This is a genomic window from Kitasatospora azatica KCTC 9699 (genome assembly GCF_000744785.1).
GTDB classification, from domain to species: Bacteria; Actinomycetota; Actinomycetes; order Streptomycetales; family Streptomycetaceae; genus Kitasatospora; species Kitasatospora azatica.
In genome coordinates, this window is sequence record NZ_JQMO01000003.1 from 4063744 (window position 1) to 4081331 (window position 17588).

Below are 17588 nucleotides of genomic sequence, written 5' to 3' on the forward strand. Positions count from 1 at the left end.
GTCGGCCGTCGGATGTCTGCGTGAACGCCCGTCGACGCAGGACCGTCCCGGTGGATAGGGTCAAGCCCCATGGCTGGCAGCACGCCGGGCGATCCGCCCCAGACGACTGCGATGGGAACCGCCGCGATCACGGCCGCGGATCCCCTCACGGCCCGGTTGCGCAAGCGCCTCTACCGGGTCCGGCGCTCCCTGCGCCGGACCGGGGTGGACTACTTCCGCGGCGACGCCGCGGACTGGCTCGCCTTCGCCGTGCTGCTCCTGCTGGTGCCGCTGCTGGTGGCTTTCAACGTCTGGCTGCCGGCCTGGGTCCCGCCCACCGCGCTGGTGCTGCCGATCCTGGCCGGCTCGCTGCTGCTGCGCCCGGTCTCGCTGGTGCTGCTCTACGCCACCGCCGCGCTGGGCCTGTCCACCGAGTCGGTGATCCACACCGGCGAGCGGGCCGCCAGCGACCACCCCGACGCCTATGTGTTCGGAGTCACCCCCGGCGCCGCCCTGGTGGTCGGCGCGGTCGGGGTGGCCGGACTGCTGCTGGCTCAGTTCCGCAGCCGGGTCGGAGTGCCCTGGCGCAGTGGCGGCTCGATGCTCTTCGACCTGCGCGAGCGGCTCAAGGTGCAGAGCCAGGTGCCCGCGCTCCCGGCCGGCTGGCACGCGGACATGGCGCTGCGCCCGGCCGGCGGGCAGTCCTTCTCCGGGGACTTCGTGGTCGCGGCCCGCACCGGGCCGGGCCGGCGGATGCTGGAAGTCGTGCTGGCCGACGTCTCGGGCAAGGGGATGGACGCGGGCTCGCGGGCGCTGCTGCTCTCCGGCGCGTTCGGCGGGCTGCTGGGCTCGCTGCCGCCGCACGAGTTCCTGCCGGCCGCCAACGGCTACCTGCTGCGCCAGGACTGGGAGGAGGGCTTCGCCAGCGCCGTCCACCTGGCGCTCGATCTGGACAGCGGGGAGTACGAGTTGCTCTCGGCGGGCCATCTGCCGGGCATGCAGCGGCTGGCGGGCGCCGGGCGGTGGGAGAGCAAGGAGACCACCGAGGGGCCGCTGCTCGGCCTCTACGACGGCGCCAAGTTCGAGGGCGTGCGCGGGCGGCTGGGTCGCGGCGACGTGCTGATGCTCTGCACCGACGGCATGGTCGAGGCGCCGGGCCGGGACCTCGCCGAGGGCATGGACCGGCTGATGGGCGAGGCGGACCGGCTGGTGGCCGGTGCCCAGCTCGGCAGCAGCACCGGCGGTGCGGCGGTGCGCCTGATCGAGACGGTGGCCAAGGACATCAACGACGACCGTGCCGTGCTGCTGCTCTGGCGCGAATGAGCACCTGCGGATGAGCGCCTGCGAGTGAGCACCCACGGATGACCACTCACGGATGACCATCCACGAATGACCACTGCGGGCGCTGCCCTGTCAACCACCACTGGTGATCTTCAGCCAATTTGCGCCACCGGGCCCACCGGACGCTCGGTCCACGAACGGCCCGCTCAGCCGCCCCCGCCGACGGTCCGTCAAGGCCTGTCCGCTATCGTCCCGGTCGGCGGAAACTCGTCTCACATCGCAGGACTTTTGGCATGGGTCAGCGGCAAGTCCTTTACGCAGTCGGCACGGTCGACCACACTGAGTCGGGGCGGGACTGGCCGGAACTCGGGGGAAGTCGGGTGCGTGACGGTCGGCGGGTTCCTCCCCGGGACCGTCGGGCAGGCCGTGGTCCGCTTCACCATGACATGAGGAAGTGAGTCCAGGTGCTCTCCGTTTCCGCGCTGGTCCTGTTCGGGATCATTCTGGTGATCTTCATCCGAGGCAAGCAGATCAAAGTGCCGCACGCCGTCGTGGCCGTGCTCTTCGGCTTCATGCTCAACCAGTCCGCGCAGCTGTCGAAGCCGGTCCAGGACTTCCTCACCCAACTGGCCAAGACACTGAGCAACATCACCAGCTGACGCCGGTTCACTGGCCGGCGCGCCGTGTCTGCCACCAGCGGCTGAGTCGACCGCCTCGGACCGCCAGCGGGTCGGGCCCCGCCGGCGCAGCCTGCGGTGTCGGCGGCCTGGTCTCGGCAGCCCTGGCCGCCTCCAGTGGGCTGCCCTCGGCCGCCAGCAGCACGAACAGCCGCGCCCAGCAGAACCGTTCGCCGCGCGGCCAGTCCAGTGCGCCCAGCGCCCTGGAGGCGCCGTGCGCGACCGTGCCGTTCACCCGGACCTCGGCCACCTCGTCACCGGTCCGCCCGCCGAGGAAGATCTTCACGCCGTTCAGCCGAGGGTCGGTCAACTCCGGCGTCAGCTCCGCCGCCAGCTCGGGGAGCAGCTCGTGCTCGCCCAGCCAGCCGGACAGCCGCGCGCTCTGGAAGCCGAAGACGGTGGCCGGGCCCTGCACCGCGTGCCAGCCGGCCAGTTGGGGCAGCCTCAGGTGGTCGCCGTAGCGGCCCTGGTGGTCCAGGAGTTCGATCACCGTGGCGGCCGTGGTGCCGGCCCACATCCGCACCGCGTTGTCGAGCTTCTCCTCCTCGGTGGTGCCGAGGCCGGCCGCGCAGTCCCAGACCACCGGAGCCTCCGCGTTGCCGAGGCCGAGCACGAAGCCGAGGTCCACGTGGCCGCCGCCGGCCGCGTCGGCATGCTCGCGGAACGCCACCGCGGTGCTGCCGGGGCCGCGAAGCACGGTGTCGTCGAGGGTGAACTCCCGGCCGTAGCGGGCCAGTTCCCGGATCACACCGCGCTGGATGACCGCCAGCCGCTGCTCTGGGTCCACCCGACCTCCTTCGCCCCGTATTCGAACAACGTCCGAGGCTATCGGTTTCGGGCCGGATCGGCGGAAACGCCTGTGGCCCCGGCTCGAAAGCCGGGGCCACAGAAGCATGGAGCGGGTGACGAGAATCGAACTCGCGTGACTAGTTTGGAAGACTAGGGCTCTACCATTGAGCTACACCCGCCGGTGTGGAACGGGAACAGCGTACCCGATCCGCGCAGCTGCTCAATGCCGAATTTCGGCGAGCCGGGGATGATCTGGCGTGTACGCTTCCTCTCGCGAAGTACGGGGTGTGGCGCAGTTTGGTAGCGCGTCCGCTTTGGGAGCGGAAGGCCGTCGGTTCGAATCCGGTCACCCCGACCAGTCAGTTTCGTGGTACCCGGTAGGATGGGCCGCTGGTGGTGCTGGCTCCCGAGCCGACCACCCAGGGTGACAGAGCCCCCGCCCAGCCTCTCTACCGGAGGCCGGGTCGCTCGCCGTCCACCCCATACGGGAGATGCCGCACTCAGGTGGCTCATCACCCGTCTGCCCGGCCCGCGGCCCGTGAGGGACTCGGTCCGGAACAGACAAGCCGACCGCAAGCCCCATAGGAGACCTAACCGTGAAGAGCGCCGTCGAGACTCTGAACCCGACCCGGGTTCGACTCACCGTCGAGGTGCCCTTCGAGGAGCTCAAGCCCAGCCTCGACGCGGCGTACAAGAAGATCAACCAGCAGGTCACGGTTCCGGGTTTCCGCAAGGGCAAGATCCCGAACCGCGTCATCGACCAGCGGTTCGGCCGCGCCGCGGTGCTGGAGGAGACCGTCAACGACGCGCTCCCGCGCTTCTACACGCAGGCCGTTGACGAGAGCAAGATCGAGGTCCTCGGCCAGCCCGACATCACGGACATCAAGGGCGTCGAGGACCTCGACGCCAACGGCCTGACCTTCACCGCCGAGGTGGACGTCCGTCCGGAGATCACCCTGCCCGACTTCAGCGAGATCTCGGTCGAGGTCGACCCGATCTCGGTCGAGGACGAGGACGTCGAGAAGTCGCTGCAGCAGCTGCGCGAGCGCTTCTCCTCGGTCAAGGACGTCGAGCGCGCCGCCGCCGAGGGCGACATCGTGGTCGTCGACCTCGAGGCCAAGGTCGACGGCGAGGTGCCGGAGGACGGCACCGCCGAGGGCGTCAGCTACGAGATCGGCTCGGGTCGCCTGCTGGACGGCATCGACGAGGCCGTGGTCGGCCTGTCGGCCGGCGAGTCGAAGACCTTCACCACCGAGCTCAAGGGCGGCACCCAGGCCGGCAAGAGCTCCGAGGTGACCGTCACCGTCACCGCCGTCCAGGAGAAGGAGCTGCCCGAGCTGGACGACGAGTTCGCCCAGCTGGCCAGCGAGTTCGACACCCTGGAGGAGCTGCGCGCCGACTCGGTCAAGCGGCTCGGCCGGATGAAGGAGTTCGACCAGGCCACCCAGGCCCAGGAGCGCGTCCTGGACGCCCTGCTGGAGAAGGTCGAGATCTCCTTCCCGGAGAAGCTGCTGGCGGACGAGATCGAGACCCGCAAGCACAACCTGGAGCACCACCAGCTGGAGCCCATCGGTCAGACCCTGGAGAGCTACCTCGTCGCTCAGGGCAAGACCCGCGAGGAGTTCGACGCGGAGACCGAGGAGCAGGCCAAGAAGGGCATCAAGACCCAGTTCGTGCTGGACGAGATCGTGGCCAAGGAGGAGGTGGGCGTCAACCAGGAGGAGCTCACCGAGCACCTGATCCGCCGCGCCGCCGGCTCGGGCCTGAGCCCGGACCAGTTCGCCCAGCAGATCGTCCAGCAGCAGCAGGTCCCGCTGCTGGTCGGCGAGGTCGCCCGCGGCAAGGCGCTGGCGCTGGTGGTCGAGGCCGCCACGGTGACCGACACCAACGGTGAGGTCATCAACTTCGACGAGGACGAGGAGGAGGGCACCGAGGCCGCCGAGGCCGCCGCCTCCGACGAGACCCCCGCCGCCGAGGCCGAGGGCACCGAGGCCTGAGTCCAGGCCCGAGTCACCCGTAACGCCCTGAGCAGGCCCGGACGCATCCGCGTCCGGGCCTGTTCGCGTAGGGCGTCAGTCGCTCGGGGCCACCCTGCGCTCACAGCGAACAGTTCTGCGTGGGGGATGGTCGGGCCCGGCCTGCGCGTTAGGGTCAACGAAAGCAAGCTAAACCGACTGAGCAGGTGGCTAAGTGACGTTCCCGCAGATGCAGATGCCCGGCCTGACGACGCCGCGCGCCGCCGGTGGCGACGTGCTCGGGGGACTGGGCGACCAGGTCTACAACCGGCTGCTCAACGAGCGCATCATCTTCCTCGGGCAGCAGGTCGACGACGACATCGCCAACAAGATCACCGCCCAGCTGCTCCTCCTGGCCGCCGAGCCGGAGAAGGACATCTACCTGTACATCAACTCGCCGGGCGGCTCGATCACGGCGGGCATGGCGATCTACGACACCATGCAGTACATCAAGAACGACGTGGTCACCATCGCGATGGGCATGGCGGCCTCGATGGGCCAGTTCCTGCTCACCGCGGGTACCCCCGGCAAGCGCTTCTCGCTGCCGAACGCCAACATCCTGATGCACCAGCCCTCGGCCGGTCTCGGCGGCTCGGCCACCGACATCCGGATCCAGGCCGAGCAGCTGCTCCGCACCAAGCAGCGGATGTCCGAGCTGATCGCGCACCACAGCGGCCAGACCTTCGACCAGATCACCAAGGACTCCGACCGCGACCGCTGGTTCACCCCGGAGGAGGCCAAGGCGTACGGCCTCATCGACGAGATCATGCACAGCGCCGCGGACGTCCCCGGCGGCGGCGGTACCGGCGCCTGAGCGCCCTCGCCCGCACCCCAACACGTCGGAACGCTTCCGGAGGACAGACCCGCAATGAACACCCTTTACACCCCTCGCGGCGAGTACGAGGGCGCCCGCGCTGAAGGCCGCTACATCGTCCCGCGCTTCGTCGAGCGCACCTCGCAGGGCATCCGTGAGTACGACCCGTACGCCAAGCTGTTCGAGGAGCGCATCATCTTCCTCGGCTCCCAGGTGGACGACGTCTCGGCCAACGACATCATGGCCCAGCTGCTCTGCCTCGAGTCGATGGACCCGGACCGCGAGATCCAGATGTACATCAACTCGCCCGGCGGCTCGTTCACCGCGCTGACCGCGATCTACGACACCATGCAGTACGTCAAGCCGGACATCCAGACCGTCTGCATGGGCCAGGCCGCCTCGGCCGCCGCGGTCCTGCTGGCGGCCGGCACGCCCGGCAAGCGGATGGCGCTGCCGAACGCCCGGATCCTGATCCACCAGCCGTACACCGAGACCGGCCGCGGCCAGGTCTCCGACCTGGAGATCCAGGCCCGGGAGATCTTCCGGATGCGCGAGCAGCTGGAGGAGATGCTCTCCAAGCACTCCAACAAGCCGATCGAGCAGGTCCGCGACGACATCGAGCGCGACAAGATCCTCACCGCCGAGGAGGCCCTGGAGTACGGGCTGATCGACCAGATCATCTCGACCCGCAAGGCCTCGCTCACCGACTGAGTACCCTTGGACAGCGACATGGCACGCACAGCGTGACCCAGGGCGGGGCGTACCGACGAGTGCGCCCCGCCCGGCTCCTCGCCCGAGGCATCTGTTCGGTATCAATTCGCCCAGGGCGTAGGGCAGAGCTGTCGAAGGCGGCGGATTCTGCGGGTTGGCAGAGTACCGTCGGATACCGAGACCTGACCGCCGATGCCGGCGGCTTCGGTCCACAGCACCAGGCCCCGGACCCCCGCGGGGCCCCTGGCGAAGGGGAAGCACCTCGTGGCACGCATCGGAGACGGTGGCGACCTGCTCAAGTGCTCGTTCTGCGGCAAGTCGCAGAAGCAGGTGAAGAAGCTGATCGCCGGCCCAGGCGTGTACATCTGCGACGAGTGCATCGACCTGTGCAACGAGATCATCGAGGAGGAACTCGCCGAGTCCTCCGAGGTGCGCTTCGAGGAGCTCCCGAAGCCGCGCGAGATCTACGAGTTCCTGGACCAGTACGTGGTCGGCCAGGACCTCGCCAAGAAGGCGCTCTCGGTCGCGGTCTACAACCACTACAAGCGGGTTCAGGCCGGCGAGGCCGGGCGCAGCGGCGGCAATGGCCGCGAGGACGCCATCGAGCTGGCCAAGTCCAACATCCTGCTGCTGGGCCCCACCGGCTCCGGCAAGACGCTGCTCGCCCAGACCCTCGCCCGGATGCTCAACGTCCCGTTCGCGATCGCCGACGCCACGGCGCTGACCGAGGCCGGCTACGTCGGCGAGGACGTCGAGAACATCCTGCTCAAGCTGATCCAGGCGGCCGACTACGACGTCAAGAAGGCCGAGACCGGGATCATCTACATCGACGAGATCGACAAGGTCGCCCGCAAGAGCGAGAACCCGTCGATCACCCGCGATGTCTCCGGCGAGGGCGTCCAGCAGGCGCTGCTGAAGATCCTGGAGGGCACCACCGCCTCGGTCCCGCCGCAGGGCGGCCGCAAGCACCCGCACCAGGAGTTCATCCAGATCGACACCACCAACGTGCTGTTCATCGTGGGTGGCGCGTTCGCGGGTCTGGAGCGGATCATCGAGGGCCGCTCGGGTGCCAAGGGCATCGGCTTCGGCGCCAACATCCGGTCCAAGCGGGAGAGCGACGCCAGCGACCACTTCCGTCAGGTGATGCCGGAGGACTTGGTCAAGTTCGGCATGATCCCGGAGTTCATCGGCCGACTGCCGGTGATCACCAGCGTGCACAACCTGGACCGCGAGGCGCTGCTGCAGATCCTCACCGAGCCGAAGAACGCGCTGGTCAAGCAGTACCGCAAGCTCTTCGAACTGGACGGCGTGGAGCTGGAGTTCAGCCGGGACGCGCTGGAGGCGATCGCCGACCAGGCGATCCTGCGCGGCACCGGCGCGCGCGGGCTGCGGGCCATCATGGAGGAGGTGCTGATGTCCGTGATGTACGAGGTCCCGTCCCGACAGGACGTCGCCCGCGTGGTGGTCACCGGAGACGTGGTCTCCAAGCACGCGATCCCGACCCTGGTCCCGCGCGACATGATCAAGCGCGAGCGGCGCGACAAGAGCGCCTGACCGCAGGTCAGCAGCAGATCGGCGGCAAAGCCGAAGGGGCCCGCGGCAGCGGGCCCCTTCGGCATGTCCGGAACGTCTGCTACTTGGCCACCTCGGCGACGGCGCGCAGGTCGCGGGAGTCCTGGGCGACCTTGTCCACCGACGGCGCGGTGCCCTTGAGGGTGGTCTCCATCACGACCGTCAGCACGCTGTTGTCCACCCACATGCAGACCACGTCGGTCTCGCGCGGGGCGACCGCGTTCTCGCAGCTCATCCGGCCGCCCAGCGGGCCGGCGTCGGGGTGCGTGCGGGGGCCGAAGGTGGGGTTGTTGCCGCTCGACTTCGCGCTGGCCTCGAAGCTGGTCCAGAAGCTGGTCTCCTCGGTGGCGGGCGAGGAGATCTTGCCGTAGCCGCCGTAGACCACCATGACCCGGTCCGAAGTGAGGGAGTGGTAGACCGTGCTGGCCGTGCCGGTGAACGACTTGGCGGTCTCCGGGTTGCTGGTCATGCTGTCCTGCAGCTGCTGGGCGATCTTGTTGCTGGTGTCGCTGCTCAGCCCCTGGAAGGTCTGCGGCAGCACCAGCTTGTGGGTGCCCTCCTTGGAGACGGTGTCGGCGACGGTGGCGACCAGCACCACGACGGCCACCCCGATGGCACCGACCACGGCGGCCAGGGTGATCCACAGACCCTTGCGGGACTTCTTCGGCGGTGCGGGCGGGAAGCCGAAGGCCTGCTGCGCGGGGATCTGGCCGTAGCCGGGCGGCTGTCCGTACCCGGGCGCCGGCGGCGGCGCCTGTCCGTATCCCGGGGTCTGGCCGTATCCCGGGGTCTGGCCGTAGCCCGGCGCCTGCCCGTACCCCGGCGCCTGACCGTATCCGGGAGCCTGTCCGTAGCCCTGGCCGGGCGGCGTGGGCGGGCCGTAGGGGTTCTGCTCGGACATCGGCGTTCCCTTCCGGAACAATGGAGTCGCAGTGGGCTCGTCCGATGATCAGATGGTCCGTCCGAGCATCGGGCACGCTACCGTACGCCACCGACGTCCAAACCGGGCTTCCCGGTTCCGTAAACTGTGCGTCGTGACCGACATGACGAACCAGCGCCCCACCGACCTCGCGTCCGGGGACCATGCAGCCGCCCTTCCGACCACCTACGCCCCGAGCGAGGTAGAGGGCGAGCTGTACGAGCGCTGGGTGGACCGCGGCTACTTCACCGCGGACGCGAAGAGCGACAAGCCCGCGTACACCATCGTCATCCCGCCGCCGAACGTCACCGGGGCCCTGCACCTGGGCCACGCCTTCCAGCACACCCTGATGGACGCCCTGACCCGTCGTAAGCGGATGCAGGGCTACGAGGCGCTCTGGCTGCCCGGCATGGACCACGCCGGCATCGCCACCCAGAACCGGGTCGAGCAGCAGCTCGCCGGCTCCGGCCTGTCCCGCCACGACCTGGGCCGCGAGGCCTTCGTCGAGAAGGTCTGGGAGTGGAAGGAGAACTACGGCGGCCAGATCCTGGGTCAGATGCGCCGCCTGGGCGACGGCGTGGACTGGGGCCGCGAGCGCTTCACCATGGACGAGGGCCTGTCCAAGGCCGTCCAGACCATCTTCAAGAAGCTCTTCGACGACGGCCTGATCTACCGCGCCGAACGCATCATCAACTGGTGCCCGCGCTGCCTGACCGCGCTCTCCGACGTCGAGGTGGAGCACGAGGACAGCCCGGGTGAGCTGGTCTCGATCCGCTACGGGGACGGCGAGGACTCGATCGTCGTCGCCACCACCCGCGCCGAGACCCTGCTCGGCGACACCGCGGTCGCGGTCCACCCGGACGACGAGCGGTACGCCCACCTGATCGGGCGCACCATCGCGCTGCCGTTGACGGACCGTCGGATCCCGGTGGTCGCCGACACCCACGTGGACCCGGAGTTCGGCACCGGCGCCGTCAAGGTGACCCCGGCGCACGACCCCAACGACTTCGCCATCGGCCAGCGGCACAACCTGCCCAACCTGACGGTGATGGACGAGCACGGCGCGATCACTGTGCACGGCCCGTTCCTCGGCCTGGACCGGCTGGAGGCCCGCTCGGCCGTGGTCGGCGAGCTGCGCGAGCAGGGCCGGATCGTCGCCGAGAAGCGCCCCTACGTGCACGCGGTGGGCCACTGCTCGCGCTGCCACACCATCGTCGAGCCGCGGCTGTCGCTGCAGTGGTGGGTCAAGGTCGCGCCGCTGGCCAAGGCGGCCGGCGACGCCGTCCGGGACGGCCGGGTCAAGATCCACCCGAAGGAGATGGAGGGCCGCTACTTCGACTGGGTCGACAACATGAACGACTGGTGCATCTCGCGCCAGCTCTGGTGGGGTCACAGGATCCCGATCTGGTACGGCCCCGACGGCGAGATGGTCTGCGTCGGACCGGACGAGCAGCCGCCGACGGGCGAGGGCTGGACCCAGGACAGCGACGTGCTGGACACCTGGTTCTCCAGCGGCCTGTGGCCGTTCTCCACCCTCGGCTGGCCGGAGCAGACCCCGGACCTGGAGAAGTTCTACGCCACCGACGTGCTGCTCACCGGGCACGACATCATCTTCTTCTGGGTCGCCCGGATGATGATGTTCGGCCTCTACGCGATGGACGGCCAGGCGCCGTTCCACACCGTGGCGCTCACCGGCCTGGTCCGCGACCAGTTCGGCAAGAAGATGTCCAAGTCCAACCCCAACGCGGTGGACCCGCTGGACTGGATGAACGAGTTCGGTGCCGACGCCGTGCGCTTCACCCTGGCCAACGGCGCCAACCCCGGTGCGGACGTGCCGATCGGCGAGGACTGGGTCAAGGCCTCGCGCAACTTCTGCAACAAGATCTGGAACGCCACCCGGTTCGCGCTGATGAACGGCGCCACCGTCGAGGGCCCGCTGCCGGCCGCCGAGACGATGACCGCGGCCGACCGCTGGATCCTGGCCCGGCTCAACGAGACCGTCGCCCAGGTGGACGCGCTCTACGAGGACTACCAGTTCGCCAAGGTCTCGGACGCGCTCTACCACTTCGCCTGGGACGAGGTCTTCGACTGGTACGTCGAGCTCTCCAAGACCACGCTGGCCAAGGGCGGCCCGCAGGCCGACGCGGCGCGCCGGGTGCTCGGCGAGGTGCTGGACGTGACGCTGCGACTGCTGCACCCGATCGTCCCGTTCGTCACCGACGCGCTGTGGACCACGCTGACCGGCGGCGAGTCGCTGGTGATCGCCGAGTGGCCGAAGGACAGCGGGTTCCGTGACCCGGCCGCGGAGGCGGAGATCGCCACCCTGCAGCAGGTGGTCACCGAGGTCCGCCGGTTCGGCGTGACCCAGGGCCTGAAGCCGGGTCAGAAGGTGCCGGCCTCGCTGGACCTGGCGGGCACCGCGCTGGTCGTCCACGAGGACGCGATCCGCTCGCTGCTGCGGCTGACCGTGCCGGCGGAGGGTTTCGCGCCCACTGCCTCGCTCGCGGTGGCCGGGGCGACGGTGGCACTGGACCTGTCCGGCACCATCGACGTGGCGGCCGAGCGCAAGCGCCTGAGCAAGGACCTCGCGGTGGCCGAGAAGGAGGCGGCGCAGACCGCCGCCAAGCTCGGCAACGAGGGCTTCCTGGCCAAGGCGCCGGAGGACGTGGTGGTCAAGATCCGGGCTCGTCAGGCGGCCGCCGAGGCCGACATCGTCCGGATCACCGCCCAGCTGGCCGCCCTGCCGCAGGGCTAGACCAGCGGTTCCGCAGGTGCGACTACGCGGTCTGTTCGGCCGCGTGGTCGCACCGCGCGCAGCGGTGCGGGTGGCCGGTCCTGGCGAGCAGGCCGGCCACATTTTTTCTCCACGGTGCGCGGCGAGATGGAGAGCCGCTCGGCGGTCTCCTGGTTTCCCAGCCGGGCCGATTAACGTGAGATTTCCGGGGATTGCCAAGAATCGATCAGGTTCGCATTCTTTCAAGCACAAGCTGCGGCCATGTCCGATGACCAAAGAAGGTGCGCCGTATACGGTGTTGTGCAGTTCCGGGTTGTTCCGGTCAAAAGGGCGGCGACGGGAAGGCATGGCATGACGCGAGTGCACACTACGGCCGGCGAACTCCCTGCGCAGCGGGTCGAGGAGGCCAAAGGCCGGGCCGCGAACCTGCTGCTCGCGTTCCGGCACGGCAATCAGCTCGCATTCGACGAAGCGCTGGACCGGCTGCTCGCCGAACAGGACGAGCGGACCATGGTGACCATGCTCGCCTGGATCGCGGCCGAGGCGGTCCGCAAGGCCTACGCGCCCGAGGTGGGCGACCGGGTGCTGCGCGCGCTGGCCCGCCGGGCGCCGCAGAGCGGGATCGGGGTCGCGGTGGACGAGGACTCGGCGGACGCCGCCCGGCTGATCGCGGCCGTGCGCGGTGGTGACGTGGCCGGGGTGCGCGAACTGGTGGCCGCCACCGCCGACACCACCTTCCTGCTCGGCGGGCTGCTGCAGGGCGTGGCGATGCTGCTGCCGCTGGTGCCGGATGAGGAGATCGACCAGGTGATCGACGAGCTGCGGCTGCGCCAGGCGGCGGTGCCCGCCGGCGTCTGAACCCCAGGTCAGGGGCGCTGTCCGGGGAGCGGTGGCCCGGCGCGGGGAGGGCGCCGGGACACTCCGTAGACTTGGCGGCGTGAGCAGCAGCGCCGGGCCGAACCCGTACACCATCCGCCCCAACAGCGCGGACTCCGCCGAGCAGCCGACCGGTCTTCGCGAGATAGAAGCCGAGCTGGCCAAGCGGTGGCCGGAGAACAAGATCGAGCCCACCCTCGACCGGATCAACGCCCTGATGGACATCCTGGGCCAGCCCCAGCGGTCCTATCCGTCGATCCACATCACCGGCACCAACGGCAAGACCTCCACCGCTCGGATGGTCGAGCAACTGCTCAACACCTTCGAGCTGCGCACCGGCCGGTACACCAGCCCGCACGTGGAGTCGGTGACCGAGCGGATCAGCCTGGACGGGCAGCCGATCAGCGTCGAGAAGTTCGTCGCGACCTACCAGGACATCGAGCCCTACATCCGGATGGTCGACGAGCAGCAGCCGATCGCCCTCTCCTTCTTCGAGGTGCTCACCGGCATGGCGTACGCGGCCTTCGCCGACGCGCCGATCGACGTCGCGGTGGTCGAGGTCGGCATGGGCGGCAGCTGGGACGCCACCAACGTGATCGACGCCGCCGTCGCGGTGATCACCCCGGTCTCGCTGGACCACACCGACCGGCTCGGCTCCACCACCGGCGCGATCGCCACCGAGAAGGCCGGGATCATCAAGCCCGGCGCCCTCGCGGTGGTCTCGCAGCAGCCGCTGGACGCCGCCCAGGCGATCCTCGAGCACGCCGTCAAGGTGGACGCCACGGTGGCCCGCGAGGGCATGGAGTTCGGCGTGCTGCACCGCGAGGTCGCGGTCGGCGGGCAGCTGGTCACGCTGCGCGGGCTCGGCGGCGGCGAGTACTCCGACATCTTCCTTCCGCTGCACGGGGAGCACCAGGCGCACAACGCGGCCATGGCGCTGGCCGCGGTGGAGGCGTTCTTCGGCGTCGGCGCGGCCCGCGAGGGCCAGCTGGACATCGACAAGGTGCGCCAGGCCTTCTCCGGCGTCTCCTCGCCGGGCCGGCTCGAGGTGGTCCGGCGCAGCCCCACCATCGTGCTGGACGCCGCCCACAACCCGGCCGGCGCCGAGGTGACGGCCGCCGCGATCAGCGAGTCCTTCGCCTTCACCCGGCTGATCGGCGTGATCGCCGCCAGCGGGGACAAGGACGTGACCGGCCTGCTGGAGGCCTTCGAGCCGGTGCTGGCCGAGGTCGTGGTCACCGAGAACTCCACCCACCGGGCGATGCCGGTGGACCGGCTGGCCGCCCAGGCGGTGGAGGTCTTCGGCGAGGACCGGGTGGTGGTCGAAGCGCGCCTGGACGACGCCATCGAGGCCGCGGTCACGCTGGCCGAGGAGGGCGGCGACCTCGGCGGTGCCGGGGTGCTGATCACCGGCTCGGTGATCACCGTGGGCGAGGCCCGCCTGCTGCTCGGGAGGAAGTGACCATGCGCACGCTCTGCTCGTCCACGCTGATCGGTGAGGTCTTCGTGGTGCTCTTCGCGGCCTGTGTCGCGATGCGGATGACGGATGTCTCCACCGCGTTGATCTGGACGGTGAGCGGGGTGGCGATGCTGCTCTGCGTGCTGCTCTGCGGCGTGATCACCAGGCCCGGCGCGGTGGCGGTGGGCTGGGCGCTGCAGCTCGGGCTGATCGCCGCCGGGCTGCTGCTGCCGACCATGTACGGGCTGGGCGTGATCTTCGCCGGACTCTGGTGGTGCTCGGTGCACTACGGCCGGAAGATCGACGTGCTGAAGGCCCAGCGCGAAGCCGCAGCCCAGGCCTGAGCATTCGCTTACGCAAGGTAACCTCTGGGGCGGTGGTATACGCCAGTCAGGGGTATCCCGTTCCGTCCCATAAACCGTGGAGCCGCACCGTGTCCCAGCGCACTCTCGTCCTGCTCAAGCCCGACGCCGTTCGCCGCGGCCTGGCCGGCGAGATCATCAGTCGGATCGAGCGCAAGGCCGGCTGGCGGCTGACCGCGGTCGAGCTGCGCACCTTCGACCGGGCGACGCTGGAGCAGCACTACGCCGAGCACGTCGGCCGGCCGTTCTACGAGCCGCTGCTCGAGTTCATGACCTCCGGCCCGTCGATCGCGCTGATCGTCGAGGGCGAGAACGTCGTCCCGGGCATCCGCGCGCTGGCCGGCGCCACCGACCCGCTGGCCGCCGGCGCCGGCACGATCCGGGGCGACTACGCCACGATCACCCGGGAGAACCTGATCCACGCCTCGGACTCGCCCGAGTCCGCCGAGCGCGAGATCAAGATCTTCTTCCCGGCGCACGCCTGACGGTCGATCACGGCTGAGCCGGCGGCGGTCCGGCTCAGCCAACCGTGGGAATCTGATCCTCAAATATGGAACTGGGTGTGCCGACACGGCGTCCAATGCCAGGAGAACTGGTTCGGCGACGGAGAATGGACGCCATGCCCACCCCGCCGACCAGCTCAACCCGGTCGCTCCGGGCGTGGCTACGATGGTGGCACCCAGCGGGCCCGAGCGGGTTCGCAGGTCGTCCTCACACGTTTGCGGAAACCAGTGTGAGGATCAACTCCCTGCCCAAGACATCCAGTTCGGGAAGGCGTTCCACACTCCATGGCCAACAATCTGTCGTTCATCGGCCGTGACCTGGCGATCGACCTCGGCACTGCCAACACGCTGGTGTACGTCAGGGGCAAGGGGATCGTCCTGAACGAGCCGTCAGTCGTGGCGGTCAACACCAACACCGGCGGCATTCTCGCAGTGGGCTCCGAGGCGAAGAAGATGATCGGGCGCACGCCCGGAAACATCATCGCGATCCGCCCGCTCAAGGACGGCGTGATCGCCGACTTCGAGATCACCCAGCGGATGCTGCGCTACTTCATCCAGAAGATCCACCGCCGCCGCTACCTGGCCCGCCCCCGGGTCGTGGTCTGCGTGCCCAGCGGCATCACCGGCGTGGAGCGCCGCGCCGTGGTCGAAGCCAGCCACCTGGCCGGCGCCCGCCAGGTGCACATCATCGAGGAGCCGATGGCCGCCGCGATCGGCGCCGGCCTGCCGGTCCACGAGGCCACCGGCAACATGGTGGTGGACATCGGCGGCGGCACCACCGAGGTGGCCGTGATCTCGCTCGGCGGCATCGTCACCGCGCAGTCCATCCGGGTGGCCGGCGACGAGCTGGACAACGCGATCGTCCAGCACATCAAGAAGGAGTACTCGCTGCTCCTCGGCGAGCGCAGTGCCGAGCAGATCAAGATGAGCATCGGCTCCGCCTACGGCTCCGAGAACGAGAAGGACGAGCACGCCGAGATCCGCGGCCGTGACCTGGTCAGCGGCCTGCCGAAGACCGTGGTCATCTCCGCCGCCGAGGTCCGCGAGGCGATCGACGAGCCGGTCAACTCGATCATCGACGCCGTCAAGACCACCCTCGACCAGTGCCCGCCGGAGCTGGCGGGCGACGTGATGGACCGCGGCGTGGTGCTCACCGGCGGCGGCGCGCTGCTGCGCGGCCTCGACGAGCGGCTGCGCCGGGAGACCGGCATGCCGATCCACATCGCGGAGAACCCGCTGGACTCGGTGGCACTCGGCGCCGGCCGCTGCGTCGAGGAGTTCGAGGCACTGCAGCAGGTACTGGACGCCCAACCGCGTCGTTAGAACCACCGAACTCGAAGTTTCCTGAAGAAGAGGGGCAGCGCCAGCGCCGTGAGGGACACACGAGAGAGCCGACTGCTGCTCATCCTGCTGGTGGCTGTCGCCTTCGCGCTGATCACCGTGGACATCAAGGGCGGCGAGAGCTCCCCGCTGAACGGCGCCCGCAAGGCCGCCGCCGGCGTGCTCGGCCCGGTCGAGCGCGGCGCCGCGGGGGCCGTCGACCCGATAGCCCGCACGATCCGGGCGATCCGCGACTCCGGCACCCAGCAGCAGCGGCTGGACCAGATCGGCGCCGAGAACACCGAGCTGCGCCAGCGGCTGGCCTCCTCCGACATGGCCACCGGCCGGACCAAGCAGCTGGACAGCCTGCTGCGCACCGCCGGCACCGGCGGCTACACCGTCAAGGCCGCGCAGGTGATCGCCATCGGCGCCGCCCAGGGCTTCTCCTGGACCATCACCATCGACGCGGGCAGCGACGACGGCATCCAGCGGGACATGACCGTGATCAACGGCGAGGGCCTGGTCGGCCGGGTCACCACGGTGGCCCGGACCACCGCCACCGTGCTGCTGGCCACCGACCCCGGTTTCACCGCCGGGACCCGGATGGAGGGCAGCGGCGAGATCGGCTTCGCCGCCGGTCAGGGCGGCAGCCCGATGAAGGTCCAGCTGCTCAACGGCAAGGCGCAGGTCAAGGCGGGGGACCGGCTGGTCACCTTCGGCTCGCAGAGCGGGCGCCCGTTCGTGCCGGGCGTGCCGGTGGGCAAGGTGCTCCAGGTGCAGGCCACCCCCGGTGAGCTGACCAAGACGATCCTGGTCGAGCCCTTCGTCTCCTTCACCCGCCTCGACCTGGTCGGCGTGGTCGTGGTGCCGCCGCGCACCGACCCCAGGGACGCCGTGCTGCCGCCCGCACCGACCGCCTCGCCGTCAGGGGGGAACTGACCGATGGTCATCAAGCGCTTCGTGCTCTCCGCCGTGCTGATCCTGCTCGCCCTGGTGGTCCAGGTCAGCGTGCTGGGCCGGCTCCAGCTGCCCGGTGCCACCCCGGACCTGCTGCTGCTGGTGGTGGTCGGCCTGGCGCTGGTCTGGGGACCGGGCGGCGGCTGCCTGACCGGCTTCGCGGCCGGCCTGCTGGCCGACCTGGCGCCGCCCTCCGACCACGCGATCGGCCGCTACGCGCTGGTGCTCTGCCTGATGGGCTACGCCGCCGGCGTGCTGCGCGCCGAACCGGGCCGCCAGCGCTCGGTGCTGGTGCCGCTGCTGGTGGTGGCCGGTTCGGCCGTGGTCTCCACGACGCTGTACGCGGCGGTCGGCGCGCTGGTCGGCGACACCGCCGCCCGGCACGTCGGGCTGACCGGCCTGGTGGCCAGCGCCCTGCTCTACGACCTGCTGCTCGCGCCCTTCGTGGTGCCCGCCGTGATGCTGCTGGCCCGCCGCTTCGACCCCGGCGCGCTGGGCGCCGAGGTGACCGGCCCGGGCCTGGGCACCATCGCCCGCTACCGCACCACCCGCGAGCCGTCCTCGGTCGGCCCGTCCGGCCGCAAGAAGCGCCTCCCCGGCCTCTGACGTCCCGCTATCCA

Annotated in this window: 16 protein-coding genes and 2 tRNA genes; 15 read left to right on the top strand and 3 right to left on the bottom strand. The window is 69.9% G+C overall.

Annotated features, from left to right (window positions below):
- Window positions 1-69: 69 nt before the first annotated feature.
- Window positions 70-1302: a SpoIIE family protein phosphatase gene (locus tag BR98_RS28710; protein WP_083977087.1), complete on the top strand. Its 1233-nt coding sequence runs from the start codon at window positions 70-72 to the stop codon at window positions 1300-1302.
- A 422-nt stretch (window positions 1303-1724) separates the two neighbouring features.
- Window positions 1725-1919 (top strand): hypothetical protein, encoded by a 195-nt coding sequence (locus BR98_RS28715; RefSeq protein WP_035849179.1) that lies wholly within the window; start codon window positions 1725-1727, stop codon window positions 1917-1919.
- 7 nt (window positions 1920-1926) lie between these two features.
- On the opposite strand, the gene BR98_RS28720 is transcribed toward BR98_RS28715, so the two are convergent.
- Entirely contained in the window at window positions 1927-2724 is a 798-nt protein-coding gene (locus tag BR98_RS28720) for a DUF6348 family protein (protein WP_035849181.1), read from the bottom strand.
- A gap of 107 nt (window positions 2725-2831) precedes the next feature.
- Window positions 2832-2905, bottom strand: a tRNA-Gly gene (locus BR98_RS28725).
- 102 nt (window positions 2906-3007) lie between these two features.
- Between BR98_RS28725 and BR98_RS28730 the strand changes: the two genes are divergently transcribed.
- The 5 genes from BR98_RS28730 (at window position 3008) to clpX (ending at window position 7820) form a co-directional block, all read left to right on the top strand.
- Window positions 3008-3084, top strand: a tRNA-Pro gene (locus tag BR98_RS28730).
- A 238-nt stretch (window positions 3085-3322) separates the two neighbouring features.
- Window positions 3323-4723, top strand: a complete 1401-nt coding sequence (gene tig, locus BR98_RS28735; protein WP_035849183.1) for a trigger factor — start codon at window positions 3323-3325, stop codon at window positions 4721-4723.
- Between the two features lie 214 nt (window positions 4724-4937).
- Complete coding sequence (locus BR98_RS28740; RefSeq protein ID WP_035854219.1) at window positions 4938-5555, top strand: ATP-dependent Clp protease proteolytic subunit; 618 nt, start codon at window positions 4938-4940, stop codon at window positions 5553-5555.
- Between the two features lie 54 nt (window positions 5556-5609).
- On the top strand, window positions 5610-6266 hold the full coding sequence (locus BR98_RS28745) for an ATP-dependent Clp protease proteolytic subunit (protein ID WP_035849186.1): 657 nt from the start codon (window positions 5610-5612) through the stop codon (window positions 6264-6266).
- A 264-nt stretch (window positions 6267-6530) separates the two neighbouring features.
- The gene (clpX, locus tag BR98_RS28750) at window positions 6531-7820 is read left to right on the top strand and encodes an ATP-dependent Clp protease ATP-binding subunit ClpX (protein ID WP_035849188.1); all 1290 of its coding nucleotides are present in this window, start codon (window positions 6531-6533) and stop codon (window positions 7818-7820) included.
- Between the two features lie 79 nt (window positions 7821-7899).
- Here the strand turns inward: clpX and BR98_RS36705 are convergent, their stop codons facing one another.
- The gene (locus BR98_RS36705) at window positions 7900-8739 is read right to left on the bottom strand and encodes a hypothetical protein (RefSeq protein ID WP_051970298.1); all 840 of its coding nucleotides are present in this window, start codon (window positions 8737-8739) and stop codon (window positions 7900-7902) included.
- Window positions 8740-8881: 142 nt separating this feature from the next.
- Between BR98_RS36705 and BR98_RS28760 the strand changes: the two genes are divergently transcribed.
- The 8 genes from BR98_RS28760 to mreD all read left to right on the top strand — a co-directional run bounded on the left by BR98_RS28760 (window position 8882) and on the right by mreD (window position 17574).
- Entirely contained in the window at window positions 8882-11512 is a 2631-nt protein-coding gene (locus BR98_RS28760) for a valine--tRNA ligase (protein WP_051971206.1), read from the top strand.
- A 330-nt stretch (window positions 11513-11842) separates the two neighbouring features.
- Window positions 11843-12349: a hypothetical protein gene (locus tag BR98_RS28765; protein ID WP_157537967.1), complete on the top strand. Its 507-nt coding sequence runs from the start codon at window positions 11843-11845 to the stop codon at window positions 12347-12349.
- Between the two features lie 79 nt (window positions 12350-12428).
- A complete protein-coding gene (folC, locus tag BR98_RS28770) occupies window positions 12429-13829 on the top strand; it encodes a bifunctional tetrahydrofolate synthase/dihydrofolate synthase (RefSeq protein WP_083977089.1) in 1401 nt (466 codons plus the stop codon).
- Window positions 13830-13831: 2 nt separating this feature from the next.
- Complete coding sequence (locus BR98_RS28775) at window positions 13832-14170, top strand: DUF4233 domain-containing protein (RefSeq protein WP_035849198.1); 339 nt, start codon at window positions 13832-13834, stop codon at window positions 14168-14170.
- Between the two features lie 89 nt (window positions 14171-14259).
- On the top strand, window positions 14260-14673 hold the full coding sequence (ndk, locus tag BR98_RS28780) for a nucleoside-diphosphate kinase (RefSeq protein ID WP_035849201.1): 414 nt from the start codon (window positions 14260-14262) through the stop codon (window positions 14671-14673).
- A 315-nt stretch (window positions 14674-14988) separates the two neighbouring features.
- Complete coding sequence (locus tag BR98_RS28785) at window positions 14989-16014, top strand: rod shape-determining protein (RefSeq protein WP_035854224.1); 1026 nt, start codon at window positions 14989-14991, stop codon at window positions 16012-16014.
- A 48-nt stretch (window positions 16015-16062) separates the two neighbouring features.
- On the top strand, window positions 16063-16950 hold the full coding sequence (gene mreC / locus BR98_RS28790; RefSeq protein WP_051970299.1) for a rod shape-determining protein MreC: 888 nt from the start codon (window positions 16063-16065) through the stop codon (window positions 16948-16950).
- A 3-nt stretch (window positions 16951-16953) separates the two neighbouring features.
- Entirely contained in the window at window positions 16954-17574 is a 621-nt protein-coding gene (mreD, locus tag BR98_RS28795) for a rod shape-determining protein MreD (RefSeq protein WP_035849206.1), read from the top strand.
- The last annotated feature ends 14 nt before the right edge of the window (window positions 17575-17588 follow it).